This window comes from Pseudomonas sp. TMB3-21, from assembly GCF_054898145.1.
On sequence record NZ_CM142718.1, the window covers coordinates 5017252 to 5032238 of the forward strand.

The following is a 14987-nucleotide window of genomic DNA, read 5'->3' on the forward strand; positions in this document are numbered from 1 at the left end:
ACCGTCATGAACATGCCCCACAACGCATTTAAAGCAGCGCTGACCGACAGCGCCGCGCAGTACGGTATCTGGGCCGGTTTCGCCACCGGCTACGCCGCCGAAATTGTCGCCACGACCGGTTACGACTGGATGCTGATCGACGGTGAACATGCGCCGAATACAGTACCGGGCGTGCTCGCACAGTTGCAGGCCGTGGCGCCCTACGCCACGGCGCCGGTGGTACGCGCTGTGAACGGCGACGCCAACCTGATCAAGCAACTGCTGGATATCGGTGCGCAGACATTGATGATTCCGATGGTCGAAACCGCCGAGCAAGCCGCCGCACTGGTCCGCGCCATGCGCTATCCGCCGCACGGCATTCGCGGCGTCGGCGGCGGCTTGACCCGCGCTACACGGTGGGATGGCGTGCCCGATTACCTGAGCACCGCGCATGAGCAGTTGTGCCTGATCGTGCAGGTGGAATCGCGTACCGGCGTGGACAACGTCGAAGCCATCGCCGGCGTTGAAGGGGTAGACGCGGTGTTCATCGGCCCGGCGGACCTGTCCATCGGACTCGGCCACGCCGGCAATCCCGGTCATCCGGAAGTTCAGGAACGCATTCAACACGCGGTGCAGGCCACCCTCGCGGCTGGCAAGGCTTGCGGGATCCTGGCGCCGAATGAAGAAGACGCGCGCCGCTATCAGAGTTGGGGCTGCCAGTTCATCGCGGTGGCCATCGACATCAGCCTGCTGCGTCAGAGCGCCACGGCCACCCTCGCCCGCTATCGCACGCCGGACCACGCCCAGGCACCGTCCCGTACCTATTGATCTGTTCAGGAGTCGCCACATGTCATCCGTGCCTGTTTACCAGAATTTCATCAATGGCCAGTTTGTCGCCAGCGCTGCCCACATTGAGGTGATCAATCCGGCTACCGGCGCTGTGCTGTCGAAGGTGCCGGCCTCAACCGCTGAAGACGTTGACCGCGCGCTCACCGCCGCGCGCGCTGCGCAAAAAAACTGGTCGCGCAAACCGGCTATCGAACGTGCCGGGCACTTGCGCCGGATCGCCGCCAAGCTACGTGAAAACGTCGGCCATCTGGCGCGCACCATCACCCTGGAGCAGGGAAAGATCAGCGCGCTGGCGGAAGTCGAAGTCAACTTCACGGCTGATTATCTCGACTACATGGCGGAGTGGGCGCGGCGCATCGAAGGCGAAATCATCACCAGCGATCGCCAGAACGAAAACATCTTTCTGTTCCGCAAACCGCTCGGCGTGGTAGCCGGGATTCTTCCGTGGAATTTTCCGTTCTTCCTCATCGCGCGCAAGATGGCTCCGGCGTTGCTGACCGGCAACACCATCGTGATCAAACCCAGCGAAGAAACACCAAACAATTGTTTCGAGTTCGCCCGCCTGGTCGCCGAAACCGATCTGCCGCCCGGCGTGTTCAATGTGGTGTGCGGCGATGGTCGAGTCGGCGCAGCGTTGAGTGCGCATAAAGGCGTCGACATGATCAGCTTCACCGGTAGCGTCGATACCGGCTCTCGAATCATGGCCGCTGCCGCGCCGAACATCACCAAGCTCAACCTCGAATTGGGCGGCAAGGCGCCGGCGATTGTGCTGGCGGATGCCGATCTCGATCTGGCGGTGAAGGCCATTCGCGATTCGCGGATCATCAACAGCGGCCAGGTGTGCAATTGCGCGGAGCGTGTGTACGTCGAACGCAAGGTGGCTGATCAGTTCATCGAGCGCATTGCCGCGGCAATGAGCGCCACCCGCTACGGCGATCCGATTGCGCAGGCGGACGTGGAGATGGGCCCGCTGATCAACCGTCAGGGCCTGGACAGCGTCGACCGCAAGGTGCGCACCGCGTTAAGCCAAGGTGCGAGTCTGATCAGCGGCGGGCAGATTGCCGATCTACCGAATGGCTTTCATTTTCAACCCACCGTGCTGGCGGGTTGCAGTGCCGACATGGAGATTATGCGCGAGGAAATTTTCGGTCCGGTGTTGCCGATCCAGATCGTTGACGATCTCAATGAGGCCATCGCCATGGCCAACGATTGCGACTATGGCCTGACGTCGTCGATCTACACCCGCAACCTCAGCAAAACCATGCAGGCGATGCGCGAGCTGGATTTTGGCGAGACTTACGTCAACCGGGAAAACTTCGAAGCGATGCAGGGCTTCCATGCCGGCGTGCGCAAATCCGGGATCGGCGGCGCGGATGGCAAGCATGGACTGTATGAGTACACGCATACCCATGCGGTTTATCTGCAGGGTTGAGCCACAGGCGGTGCGCTGATGAAACCATCGGATTTGTAGACTTTGATGGCCATATCGCCAGCAGGCTGGCTCCTACAGGTTTTGTGATCGACAGAGATCCTGTGGGAACTTTATGCAGGGATTGGCTGGAAAGTGCGCGCTGGGTAAATAGACAAACACGAAAGCCAAATTTCAGACACAAAAAACCCCGGTCTTTCGACCAGGGTCTTTGCTATCGACTCGAAGATAACCAGAGGTTGTTCTTCGTAGCTTAAAGGCGTTCAGTGGGCCTTGAAGCAGATATGGCGCAGCGGACGGGACTCGAACCCGCGACCCCCGGCGTGACAGGCCGGTATTCTAACCGACTGAACTACCGCTGCGTATCGCTTTGGACTTTCGTCCAAGTAACTCGTCTGATTAAAAGCTCAGGGATTTTCATCTCAGGCTTTTAATCTCGAATCAGAAAATCTGACTCGGAAAATATGGCGCAGCGGACGGGACTCGAACCCGCGACCCCCGGCGTGACAGGCCGGTATTCTAACCGACTGAACTACCGCTGCGCGTCGGTGGAGGCTTTTCAGCTTCCCTCTTGCTTGCGCAAGAGTCTCAAAAAATGGTGGGTGATGACGGGATCGAACCGCCGACATTCTGCTTGTAAGGCAGACGCTCTCCCAGCTGAGCTAATCACCCTTTGCTTCTCTGAGGCCGCGAAATTTACGCACCTACCGAAGCTAAGTCAATAGCAGGATTGAAGTTTTTCTGAAAAAGACAAAACGGTGTCAATCCTCGTGGAGGTTGCTGCCGTAAGACTGCCTTCGCGAGCAAGCCCGCCCCCACATTTGAAATGCATTCCCTTGTGGGAGCGGGCTCGCTCGCGAAGGCGGCAGTACATTCAACATCCATACTTGAGGCGCGAATTACTCGCTGTAAATCATCTTCTTGGTCATGCCGCCATCCACCACGAACTCCTGCCCCGTGACGAATCCGGCATTTCTGGACAGCAACCACGCGACCATCGCTGCGACGTCTTCGACCGTCCCCACCCTGCCCGCCGGATGCTGCGCATGGTCAGCATCGCTCAACGGCTCGGCACGCCGTGCAGAAGGATCACGCGCATCGATCCACCCCGGACTGACGGCATTGACACGAATCTCCGGACCGAGACTGATGGCCAGCGCATGGGTCAGGGCCAGCAGACCGCCCTTGCTCGCCGCATAGGCCTCGCTGTCGGGCTCCGACTGCCCGGCGCGGGTCGATGCCAGGTTAACGATGGCGCCGCTGTGCGCGCGCAGATACGGCGCACAGTGCTTGGCCAACAGCATCGGCCCGCCGAGGTTTACCGCCAGCACCCGGTTCCAGTACGACAGATCAAGACTTTCCAGCGTGATGTTGTGCGGATCGGCCACCGCCGCGTTGCACACCAGCGCATCCAGCCGACCGAACTGTCCCAGCACTTCGGCAACGCCCAACGCAACCTGACCTTCGTTGGACACATCCATGGCGATGAACCAGGCATTGTCACCCAGCACCTTCGCCACTTTCGAACCGCGCTCTCGGTCGAGGTCGGTCAGCACCACCTGCCAGCCCTCGCTGATCAACCAGGCTGCGATCCCCAGACCAATCCCGCGCGCTGCCCCGGTGACCAGCGCAACGCGGCCGTGGGTGCCCGTCGTCGGCGTCGACAACTCGATCACAAGGCCGCCAACCCGCGCGCCAGATCGGCTTGCAGATCTGCCACGTCTTCCAGACCGACCGCAACGCGAATCAGGCTGGCACGAATGCCCGCCGCTTCGCGCTCTTGCGGAGCGAGACGACCATGGGAAGTGGTGCTCGGGTGGGTGATGGTGGTCTTGCTGTCACCCAGGTTGGCAGTAATCGAAATCAGACGGGTCGCATCGATGAAGCGCCAGGCGCCCTCTTTGCCGCCCTTGACTTCAAAACTCACGACCGCGCCGAAGCCCTTCTGCTGACGTTGAGCCAGCTCGTGCTGCGGATGGCTTTTGAGGCCGGCGTAATGGACTTTTTCAATGCCGTCCTGTTGCTCCAGCCACTCGGCCAGTTGCTGTGCGTTGGCGCAATGCGCCTTCATGCGCAGGCTCAGGGTTTCGAGGCCCTTGAGGAAAATCCAGGCGTTGAACGGGCTCAAGGTTGGCCCCGCAGTACGCAGGAAACCAACCACTTCTTTCATCTGCTCGCTGCGACCGGCCACTACACCGCCCATGCAACGGCCTTGACCGTCGATGAACTTGGTCGCCGAATGCACGACGATGTCCGCGCCCATCTTCAGCGGTTGCTGCAGTGCAGGCGTGCAGAAGCAGTTGTCGACCACCAGCATCGCGCCTTTGGCGTGGGTGATTTTCGCCAGTTCGGCAATGTCCACGAGTTCCGCCAGAGGATTGGACGGCGACTCGACAAACAACAATTTGGTGTTGGCCTTGATCGCCGCGTCCCAACCGGACAAGTCAGCCAGAGGCACGTAATCGACTTCGATGCCGAAGCGCTTGAAGTACTTTTCGAACAGACTGATGGTCGAGCCGAATACGCTGCGCGACACCAGCACATGATCACCCGCGCTGCACAGGCTCATGACCACGGCCATGATCGCCGCCATGCCGGTCGCGGTGGCGACAGCTTGCTCGGCACTTTCCAGCGCGGCAATGCGCTCTTCGAACGCGCGGACGGTCGGGTTGGTGTATCGCGAGTAAACATTGCCCGGCACTTCGCCGGCAAAGCGCGCGGCCGCATCGGCAGCGGTACGGAATACGTAGCTGGAGGTGAAGAACATTGGATCACCGTGTTCGCCTTCCGGCGTGCGGTGTTGACCGGCGCGTACGGCCAGGGTATCGAACGCTACGCCTTCGAGGTCGCTGTCCAGCCGACCGGCATCCCAATCCTGACTCATGCTGTCACTCCTTTCCCTATTCCCGTCAATTAAAAGCCAGATACAAAACCGGCCCCTCAGGGCCGGTAATTACTCAGTTGTTATACAGATCAATGATCGCGCTGACTGCCTGCGTCTTGACCTTGGAGGCATCGTTGCGGGCCTGCTCGATCTTGTTCAGGTAAGCCTCGTCGACGTCGCCGGTGACGTACTGGCCGTCGAACACCGCGCAATCGAACTTGTCGATCTTGATCTTGCCGCCACCGACCGCCTCGATCAAGTCAGGCAGGTCCTGATAGATGAGCCAGTCGGCGCCGATCAGGTCAGCGACGTCCTGCGTAGAACGGTTGTGCGCGATCAATTCGTGCGCGCTCGGCATGTCGATGCCGTACACGTTGGGATAGCGAACGGCTGGCGCTGCGGAGCAGAAGTAGACGTTCTTGGCGCCAGCTTCGCGGGCCATCTGGATGATTTGCTTGCAGGTGGTACCGCGAACGATCGAGTCGTCCACCAGCATCACGTTCTTGCCGCGGAACTCCAGCTCGATGGCGTTGAGTTTCTGCCGAACGGATTTTTTCCGTGCCGCCTGGCCCGGCATGATGAAGGTACGGCCGATGTAGCGGTTCTTGACGAAGCCTTCGCGGAACTTCACACCCAAATGATTCGCCAGCTCCAGGGCCGCGGTGCGGCTGGTGTCCGGGATCGGGATGACCACGTCGATGTCGTGGTCCGGACGCTCGCGCAGAATCTTCTCGGCGAGTTTCTCACCCATGCGCAGACGTGCCTTGTACACCGATACGCCGTCGATGATCGAGTCCGGACGCGCCAGGTAGACGTGTTCGAAAATGCACGGGGTCAAGGATGGGTTGTTGGCACACTGACGGGTGTGCAGCTTGCCGTCTTCAGTGATGTAGACCGCTTCGCCCGGCGCCAGATCGCGGATCAGCGTGAAGCCGAGTACATCCAGGGACACGCTTTCGGAGGCGATCATGTACTCGACGCCCTCGTCGGTATGACGCTGACCGAAGACGATCGGACGAATACCGTGCGGATCGCGGAAACCGACGATGCCGTAACCGGTGATCATTGCTACAACGGCGTAACCACCGACGCAGCGGTTGTGCACGTCAGTCACGGCGGCGAAGACGTCTTCTTCAGTCGGCTGCAACTTGCCACGCTGGGCCAGTTCGTGCGCAAACACGTTCAGCAGTACTTCAGAGTCGGAGTTGGTGTTGACGTGGCGCAGGTCAGATTCGTAAATCTCCTTGGCCAGCTGTTCAACGTTGGTCAGGTTACCGTTGTGCGCCAGGGTGATGCCGTAAGGCGAGTTGACGTAAAACGGTTGAGCTTCGGCCGAGGTCGAGCTGCCCGCAGTCGGGTAACGCACATGGCCGATACCCATGTGACCGACCAGGCGCTGCATGTGACGCTGATGGAACACGTCACGCACCAGACCATTGTCCTTGCGCAGGAATAACCGGCCGTCATGGCTGGTCACGATACCGGCAGCGTCCTGGCCGCGGTGCTGGAGGACGGTTAGCGCGTCATACAGCGCCTGATTGACGTTCGACTTACCGACGATACCGACGATGCCACACATGCGACGCAACCCCTACTTTATGGATCTGAACTGAACAGCACTCACTGAGGCGTTTTCGCCGTCGGCAAGAGCTGTTCCTTGAACGGAATATCAGCGGGTACGCTGATACCGCTGGCAAGCCACTGACTGCTCCACCCAAGGATCAGGTTTTTGGACCAGTCTGCGACCAATAGAAATTTTGGCACGAGCTGTGACTGCTGCCACCACTCATCCTGCTGTACCGGGCCCAGGCTCAACAGCCCGACCGCCACGACCACCAGCAACACGCCACGCGCGGCACCGAAAGCCATGCCGAGGAATCGATCGGTCCCGGACAGCCCGGTGACACGTATCAACTCGCCGATAAGATAATTGATCATTGCGCCAACGATCAGCGTGGCTACAAACATGATTGCGCAACCCGCGATCACGCGCGCTGAAGGTGTCTCGATATAGCCAGCGAGGTGCTCGGACAATGCACCACCGAACATCCAGGCGACGACTCCTGCGATGATCCAGGTCACCAGCGATAATGCTTCTTTGACGAAGCCGCGGCTCAGACTGATCAATGCGGAGATGGCGATGATTGCAACGATCGCCCAGTCAACCCAGGTAAATGGCACGGTGCAGCCTACAGACAGATAAGGCGGCGCATTTTAGCAGAGCCGGTGCTGATCGGTAAGCTGCGATTAGCAGTGCATTTCAAATCGGGGCGATAGTTCAAATCTTGTCGGATCAGCCGCGCTCTGGCTGGAAGCGCACTACAAAACCTTTGAGGTTTTGCTGACGGTTAAGCAGATCACGCAGGCGATCGGCTTCGGCGCGCTCGATCAGCGGCCCGACAAACACCCGATTCTTGCCGTCGGCCGTGCGGATGTAGGCGTTATAGCCTTGGCTTCGCAGGGTTTTCTGCAAGTTTTCCGCGCTGGCACGGTTCGCCAGGCTTGCCAATTGCACCGACCAACTGACCGACAGGCCATTGGCATCGACCCGGCTTTGCGTGGTGTCAGGTTTTCCCGGTGCCGCAGTGATGGGCTGGCTTGGCGCGGTGGTGGGTTTGTTGACCGGCGGCACAGCGGCGGGCGCAGGAGGCGGCGCCACCGGTTTGGCAACCGGTGCAGGCGCCACGGGAACTGCAGGCGCAGCCGGTGCGATAGGCATCGTCGGCTCTTCCTGCTGGGCGATTTCATCATCGCTCGGCACCGGTTCCTGAGGTAGGGCTTGCGGCTCAGGCACCACCACCGGCTCGACCTCCACTTGCGGCACAACAGCCGCCTGCGGAGCAGCCGGGGCTTCAACCGTTACCTGACGCTGTTCATCCTGACGAGAGAACAGCATCGGCAGGAAAATCACCGCCAGCGCCACCAGAACCAGAGCGCCAACCATGCGTTGCTTGTATGCCTTATCCAGCAATGCCATTTGCCGCGTCCTCCGTGGAGCGCCGGGCCAGCCATTCAAGGGCCTCGGCGACACAATAAAATGATCCGAACAACAGAATCTCATCGTCGCTCGTCGCTTGCGCGCACTGCCCTTCCAAAGCAGCGGTGACGCTGTCATACGACGCTACCGAAGCACCAAGGTTCTGCAACGCCGCGTACAAATCGGCGACCGGCCGTGTCCGCGCAGAATCCAGCGGCGCCACGGCCCAGTGCTGGACACTACCACTCAGTTCACCGACAACGCCATCCAGGTCTTTGTCCGCGAGCAAGCCAAACACGGCCAGACGCTTGCCGGCCGGCGGTCGACTTGCCAACCGGCGCGCCAGATATTCGGCCGCATGCGGGTTGTGCCCTACGTCCAGCAACAGATTCAGACGCTTGCCCTGCCATTCGAACTGGCGGCGATCGAGTCGCCCGACCACTCGCGTGGCTTTCAGCGCCTGAATGATCTGCTCACCCAGCCAAGGCAACCCGAGCAGCAAATACGCCTGCAATGCCAGAGCGGCGTTCTCCATAGGCAGATCGAGCAGCGGCAGGTCACGCAGCTCGACAGCTTGACCTTGCGCATCGAGACCGCGCCATTGCCAATTGTGCTCGGTCACGCCCAGGTCGAAATCGCGCCCACGCAGGAAAAACGGGCAAGCCAGCTCGCGCGCTTTGTCCAGCAGGGGTTGCGGAGGATTCAGATCGCCGCACAGCGCAGGCGCGCCGCGGCGGAAGATGCCGGCCTTTTCGTAGGCCACCGATTCACGGGTGTTGCCCAGGTAATCGGCATGATCGACGCCGATACTGGTGACCAGCGCGATGTCCGCGTCTACCACGTTAACCGTGTCCAGGCGTCCGCCCAGGCCGACTTCCAGCACCACAGCGTCCAGCGCAGACTGTTGAAACAGCCAGAACGCTGCCAGGGTCCCCATCTCGAAATAGGTCAGGGACGTGTCGCCACGCCCCGCTTCCACGGCGGCAAAGGCTGCGCACAGTTCGGCGTCAGTCGCTTCGACACCATTGACCTGCACCCGCTCGTTGTAACGCAGCAGGTGCGGAGAATTGTAGACACCGACTTTCAGGCCCTGCGCCCGCAGCAATGACGCCACGAATGCACAGGTAGAACCCTTGCCGTTGGTGCCGGTGACCGTGATCACCCGAGGCGCCGGCTTGCCCAGCCCCATGCGGGACGCTACCTGTTGCGAGCGCTCAAGGCCCATGTCGATGGCCGAAGGGTGCAACTGCTCAAGGTAGGCGAGCCACTCGCCAAGGGTACGTTCGGTCATAGGCCGGCTGGCACCGGCGGTACCACGATTGGCTCGACTGGGGCGGCGACAAACTTGGGCGTCGGCTGGCCGGTCAGTTGCGCCAGCAGGTTGCCGAGACGCGGACGCAGCTCCTGGCGGTGAATGATCATGTCGATCGCGCCATGCTCCAGCAGGAATTCGCTACGCTGAAAACCTTCCGGCAGTTTTTCGCGAACGGTTTGCTCGATCACGCGCGGACCGGCAAAGCCGATGAGGGCTTTCGGCTCGCCGACGATTACGTCACCGAGCATCGCCAGACTGGCAGAAACACCGCCATAGACCGGATCGGTCAGCACCGAGATGAACGGAATGCCTTCTTCACGCAGACGCGCCAGTACCGCGGAGGTCTTGGCCATTTGCATCAGGGAGATCAGGGCTTCCTGCATCCGCGCACCACCGGAAGCGGCAAAGCAGATCATCGGGCATTTGTTTTCCAGCGCGTAGTTGGCAGCGCGAACAAAACGCTCGCCGACGATCGCCCCCATCGAACCGCCCATGAAGGAAAACTCGAACGCCGACACCACTACCGGCATGCCCATCAAGGTGCCGCTCATGGAAATCAACGCGTCTTTTTCGCCGGTCTGCTTTTGCGCAGCAGTCAGGCGATCCTTGTACTTCTTGCCGTCGCGGAATTTCAGACGGTCAACCGGCTCGAGGTCCGCACCCAGCTCGTTGCGGCCTTCAGCGTCGAGGAAAATGTCGATGCGGGCGCGGGCGCCGATGCGCATGTGATGGTTGCACTTGGGGCAGACATCCAGGGTCTTTTCCAACTCTGGACGGTACAGCACCGCTTCGCAAGACGGGCATTTATGCCACAGACCTTCAGGCACCGAGCTCTTCTTGACCTCGGAACGCATGATCGAAGGGATCAGTTTGTCTACTAACCAGTTGCTCATGCTTTCTTTCTCCAGTACCGGCGGCTCGAACGCTCTGGTTCGCAGCCCCGCGTATGCCCTTGAGCTAAATTCATGTGTGTGGCGATGATTGCGGGATGCCGGATCAGCTGAAACGTGACCTGCGCACACCCCAAAAACCCTCAGCCATGCCTGTGGACGGCGGCAGTGTGCCAGCCGTCACATCAAGTAACGCGTACTGCCTTGATGAATGCCTTGATCCTGGCGTGATCCTTTATGCCCTTGCTCGCCTCGACCCCGCCGCTGACGTCCACCGCGTAAGGCCGAACCCGGGCAATCGCATCAGCGACGTTATCCGGTGTCAGGCCACCCGCGAGGATGATCGGCTTGCTCAAGCCTTGCGGTATCAGCGACCAGTCGAACGCTTCACCGGTTCCGCCCGGCACGCCTTCAACGTAGGCGTCCAGCAAGATACCGCTGGCACTCGGAAAAGCGTCACAGGCGGCGGCAATGTCGTCGCCCGCCTTGACCCGCAACGCCTTGATGTACGGACGATGCCAGCCTTCGCATGCGTCAGCGGTTTCGTCGCCATGGAACTGCAACAGGTCCAGCGGCACGGCATCGAGGATTTCTCCCAGTTCGCAGCGGCTGGCATTGACGAACAGGCCCACGGTGGTCACGAACGGCGGCAGCGCTTTGATGATCGAGCGCGCTTGCTGGAACGTCACCGCTCGCGGGCTCTTGGCGTAGAACACAAAACCGATGGCATCGGCCCCGGCCTCGACCGCCGCCAACGCATCTTCTATGCGAGTGATCCCGCAAATCTTGCTGCGAACGGCTGACATGTCGATAAACCTCAGGCCAAATCAGTGAAAGTCCCGGATGGTAACAAATGCGTTCAAGGGCGTCAGCCGCCAAGTTCGGCGAAACCGGTCAGGAAGTGTGGGCCGATGTAACGCTCGGGCAATTCGAACTCGTCGCGGTACTCGACCTGCACCAGATACAGGCCAAAAGGATGGGCCGTTACGCCGCCGGAACGGCGAATGCGACTCTCCAGCACCTCCTTCATCCACTCCACCGGCCGCTCGCCGGTGCCAATCGTCATTAATACTCCGGCGATGTTGCGCACCATGTGATGCAGGAAAGCGCTGGCGCGGATGTCGAGAACGATCATCTTGCCGTGACGCGTCACGCGCAGGTGATGCAGCTCCTTGATGGGCGATTTGGCCTGGCACTGACCGGCGCGAAACGCGCTGAAGTCATGCGTGCCGACCAGGTACTGAGCGGCTTCGGCCATGCGCTCGACGTCGAGCGGACGGTGGTTCCAGGTGATTTCCTGGTTCAGGTGCGCCGGGCGGATCTGGTCGTTGTAGATGACGTAGCGGTAGCGACGGGCGATTGCCTTGAAGCGCGCGTGGAAATGCGCCGGCATGACCTTCGCCCAAGTCACGCTGACATCGTGGGGCAAATTGATGTTGGCGCCCATGACCCAGGCTTTCATCGACCGCTCGACCGGGGTGTCGAAATGCACAACCTGCCCGCAGGCATGCACGCCAGCGTCCGTGCGCCCGGCGCAAAGTAGCGAGACCGGTGAATCAGCCACCTTGGACAACGCATTCTCCAGGGTTTCCTGCACGGTGAGCACACCGGACGCCTGACGTTGCCAGCCGCGGTAGCGTGAGCCTTTGTATTCAACGCCCAACGCGATCCGGAATAAGCCCTCGGGCGCCATTTCGGCGGCCGGATTATCTAAGTTTGCCAAGGGGTGACAGCCTGCTGATGGTCGCAAAGGCGGGCATTATAAGGCCGCCTCACAGGGATGCCAGTGCATCGACGCAGAAACCAAAACGGCAACCCCAAGGGGCTGCCGTTTGATTATTGCCTGTCGCTGATCACACCAGGCGCGAGAGCATCTCCTCGGCTTCACCTTTCTGACCGGCATCACCCTCGGTTACTACTTCGTTGAGGATATCCCGGGCACCATCGGCGTCGCCCATGTCGATGTAGGCCTGAGCCAGATCGAGTTTGGTCGCCACCTCGTCAGTGCCCGAGAGGAAATCGAATTCCGGCTCGTCAGCAGCGGAGGCCATCGCGTCTTCTTCGGTGAATGTCGGCTCCGCCATGCTCTGCGACAGACGATCAAGTTCGGCATTAACGTCGTTCAGCTCGGCTGCAAACGCATCCGGCGTATCCATTTCATCGGCCAGCGACAGGTCGAAATCAGCCGGCAGCTCCAGATCATCCAGCGCCGGCTCAGCTTTCACGTCCGCGACTGGCAGATCCTTGGGCTCATCATCCAGACTCAGCAGAAAATCGTCTTCGGCCAACGTTGCCGGCGAAGGATCATTACCGAGGTCCATGTCCAGATCGAAGTCCGACAGATCGTCGAGATTTTCCTTGGGCTCAGTCTGCTCTTGCAGCACCGAGGCGAAGCTCAGGTCGTCATCCAGCGGGAATTCGTCGAGTTCTGCTGCAGGCTCTGGCGTTGGTTCCGGCTCTGGCGTAACCACCGCAGGCGAGGCAGTTTCCAGATCATCCAGACTCAGGTCGAACGCGCTGTCAAAGTCATCCTCTGCCGCTGTCGGCGCGGGCTCCTGCGGCTCGTCCAGCAGCAGATCCTTGACGTATTGCGCGTCCAGCTCAGCAGCCATAGCCGCCGCCGCGATACCACCGGCGGCGACAACAGCCATGGCCGGGAAGCGACTTTTCAGCTCTTCGACGCGGGCGAAGTTTTCGCCGTTGGCGACAAGTTGACGCTCTTGACCCACGAACGCATCGCGGTCGCCCTGCTGACCGTAGACTTCCATCAGTTTCAAGCGCAGGTCACTGCGCTGAGGCTCTTCCTTGATGCCATCTTCGAGCAAAGCAGCGGCCTGATTCAGGCGGCCGGCCGCGATATGCGACTCGGCCTTGGTCAGAACGTCGGCATCAGGGTCGCCGGATGGGGCGACCAATGGCGCGGCGATCGGCTGTGTGACGATGACCGGGGCAATTACGGGCGCTGGCGTCGGCACTGGTGCAGGGGTTGGTGCGGTTGCGAGCTTCACGCTGGGTGGCGGAACCTCGAGACCTTCGAAGCTGCTTTCCGGCAGATCGTGTTCGGCCGAGAATTCCTGCTCTTCGGACAATGCGCGGGCCATGCGCGTGTGCTTCTCGGCTTCCTGCTGGGCTTTGCGGCGACGCGCCAGCAACAGCAGCAGGAGCAGCAGCACCACGGCACCGCCACCGATCAGGCCGAGGAGCACCGGATTGGTCAGCAGGTCATTGAATTTCTGATCGTCCGAGGACGCCGGAGCCGGCTCGACGGGCGTCTCAACAGGCGCCGGGACAGCCTCGGGAGTCGCCGCATCAGGCGTTGGCGTAACCGGCACGGCGTCTGTCGGAACCGTCGCAGGGTTGGGCGTCAATTCAGCCGAAATCACTGGCGCGGTTTCCACAGCACCCGAGGCGTCCGGGGTGCCAGCAGGCGCGGCAGCACCGGCGGCGCCTCCAGCCTGCAACTTGGCCAGTTGATTATTTTTCAGTTCGATCAGGCGTTGCAGCTTGTCCAGTTGACTTTGCAGATCGGTCATGCGGCTTTTCAGCTCGGCATTGTCACGCCGGGCGGTATCGAGGCTTTCCTGCGTCACCGCCAGCTTGTTGTTCAACGCTTTGGCGTCGCCGCCCACACCTGCGGCGCCGGCCTTGGCCGTCTCAGCAGAAACCAGGCTCAGTTTGTCTTGAGCAGGTTGCGTCGGAGTGCCGTCGTTGCGTGCACGGTTGGTGGCATCGAGTTGCTGCTGGCCAGCACCGGTTTTCGGTACATAACGACGACCCTGACGCCACGCGGTGTTTTGCGCGGCCACTTCAGCCACAGCAGCCGGTTGCGCGAGGCTGGTGCTTTGGGTCTGATCCGGCAGGCGCAGCACCTGACCGGTTTTCAGCAGGTTGATGTTGCCGTTGATAAATGCGTCAGGATTGAGCGCCTGGATCGCCAGCATCGTCTGCTGGATCGAACCGCCATTGCGCGCCTTCGCGGCAATTTCCCACAGGGTATCGCGCGGCGTGGTGGTGTATTCGGTGGTCTTGGTCGCACCGGTGACCGGCGCAGTGGCGGTTTGCGAAGGCGCCGGTTGCGCAGCTGCGTCGGCGGTCTGCGGCGAGAATTTGGAAGGATCAAGCAGCACGCTGTAGTCGCGCAACAAGCGGCCGTTGGGCCACGTCACCTGAACCAGGAATTTGAACATCGGTTCGGACAGCGGCTTGCTGGACGTAACGCGCAGAATGCTTTTGCCACCGCGGTTGAGCACCGGGGTGAAGCTCAGGTCATTGAGGAACGCCTGACGGTCGACCCCTGCCCTGACGAAATCTTCGGGATACGCCAGGCTCGGCACCACTTCGGCAGCGGTAAGATCCTTGACGTCGAGCAATTCGATTTCTGCGTCCAGCGGCTGGTTCACCGACGACTTCAGGGTCAGTTCCCCGAGGCCGAGGGCATGCGCCATACCGGAGGACAGCGCCGAGGCGGCCGCTATTGCTAACACCAGTTTGCGAACTTGAACCATAGCCTCATCCTTTGTTTGAACATTCCTCGGCCAGCGAGAAGGTGTTGATTAGTCGCTGCCGTAAGGCATTGCGCGCGGCGGCGAAGAGTCGTCGCGCGCGATCGTTTCATTCGTGCCCCGGAAAGTCCCACAGGGTGACTCGCCAGATACATCTGGCCA

The 14987-nt window shown here is 60.8% G+C and carries 12 protein-coding genes and 3 tRNA genes; 2 read left to right on the forward strand and 13 right to left on the reverse strand.

Going from position 1 to position 14987, the window contains the following annotated elements; all coding sequences use genetic code 11:
- Positions 1–6: 6 nt before the first annotated feature.
- Positions 7–807: an aldolase/citrate lyase family protein gene (locus tag ACYZTS_RS22825; RefSeq protein ID WP_461992232.1), complete on the forward strand. Its 801-nt coding sequence runs from the start codon at positions 7–9 to the stop codon at positions 805–807.
- A 19-nt stretch (positions 808–826) separates the two neighbouring features.
- Positions 827–2260, forward strand: coding sequence for an aldehyde dehydrogenase (gene aldA, locus ACYZTS_RS22830; protein WP_461992234.1), 1434 nt, complete (start codon positions 827–829; stop codon positions 2258–2260).
- Positions 2261–2542: 282 nt separating this feature from the next.
- Here the strand turns inward: aldA and ACYZTS_RS22835 are convergent.
- From ACYZTS_RS22835 to ACYZTS_RS22895, 13 genes are all read right to left on the reverse strand, one after another.
- Positions 2543–2619 (reverse strand) — tRNA-Asp (locus ACYZTS_RS22835).
- 103 nt (positions 2620–2722) lie between these two features.
- A tRNA-Asp gene (locus tag ACYZTS_RS22840) sits at positions 2723–2799 on the reverse strand.
- A 54-nt stretch (positions 2800–2853) separates the two neighbouring features.
- Positions 2854–2929, reverse strand: a tRNA-Val gene (locus ACYZTS_RS22845).
- 227 nt (positions 2930–3156) lie between these two features.
- Positions 3157–3933, reverse strand: coding sequence for an SDR family oxidoreductase (locus tag ACYZTS_RS22850; RefSeq protein ID WP_461992236.1), 777 nt, complete (start codon positions 3931–3933; stop codon positions 3157–3159).
- Positions 3930–5141: an O-succinylhomoserine sulfhydrylase gene (locus tag ACYZTS_RS22855; protein WP_461992237.1), complete on the reverse strand. Its 1212-nt coding sequence runs from the start codon at positions 5139–5141 to the stop codon at positions 3930–3932. The genes ACYZTS_RS22850 and ACYZTS_RS22855 overlap by 4 nt, the downstream gene beginning before the upstream one ends.
- A gap of 73 nt (positions 5142–5214) precedes the next feature.
- Positions 5215–6720 carry an amidophosphoribosyltransferase gene (purF, locus tag ACYZTS_RS22860; RefSeq protein ID WP_461992239.1) on the reverse strand — a complete coding sequence of 502 codons (1506 nt, stop codon included), beginning with the start codon at positions 6718–6720 and terminating at the stop codon, positions 5215–5217.
- Between the two features lie 41 nt (positions 6721–6761).
- The gene (locus tag ACYZTS_RS22865; protein WP_461992241.1) at positions 6762–7322 is read right to left on the reverse strand and encodes a CvpA family protein; all 561 of its coding nucleotides are present in this window, start codon (positions 7320–7322) and stop codon (positions 6762–6764) included.
- A gap of 112 nt (positions 7323–7434) precedes the next feature.
- Positions 7435–8118 carry an SPOR domain-containing protein gene (locus tag ACYZTS_RS22870; RefSeq protein ID WP_461992243.1) on the reverse strand — a complete coding sequence of 228 codons (684 nt, stop codon included), beginning with the start codon at positions 8116–8118 and terminating at the stop codon, positions 7435–7437.
- Positions 8102–9409 (reverse strand): bifunctional tetrahydrofolate synthase/dihydrofolate synthase, encoded by a 1308-nt coding sequence (gene folC, locus ACYZTS_RS22875; protein WP_461992245.1) that lies wholly within the window; start codon positions 9407–9409, stop codon positions 8102–8104. Before folC ends, ACYZTS_RS22870 begins: the two co-directional genes overlap by 17 nt.
- Positions 9406–10326 (reverse strand): acetyl-CoA carboxylase, carboxyltransferase subunit beta, encoded by a 921-nt coding sequence (gene accD, locus ACYZTS_RS22880; RefSeq protein ID WP_461992247.1) that lies wholly within the window; start codon positions 10324–10326, stop codon positions 9406–9408. The genes folC and accD overlap by 4 nt, the downstream gene beginning before the upstream one ends.
- 182 nt (positions 10327–10508) lie before the next feature.
- Complete coding sequence (locus tag ACYZTS_RS22885; protein WP_461992248.1) at positions 10509–11129, reverse strand: phosphoribosylanthranilate isomerase; 621 nt, start codon at positions 11127–11129, stop codon at positions 10509–10511.
- A 62-nt stretch (positions 11130–11191) separates the two neighbouring features.
- Positions 11192–12016, reverse strand: coding sequence for a tRNA pseudouridine(38-40) synthase TruA (gene truA / locus ACYZTS_RS22890; RefSeq protein ID WP_028624078.1), 825 nt, complete (start codon positions 12014–12016; stop codon positions 11192–11194).
- Positions 12017–12176: 160 nt separating this feature from the next.
- Entirely contained in the window at positions 12177–14828 is a 2652-nt protein-coding gene (locus tag ACYZTS_RS22895) for a FimV/HubP family polar landmark protein (RefSeq protein ID WP_461992250.1), read from the reverse strand.
- Positions 14829–14987 lie beyond the last annotated feature (159 nt).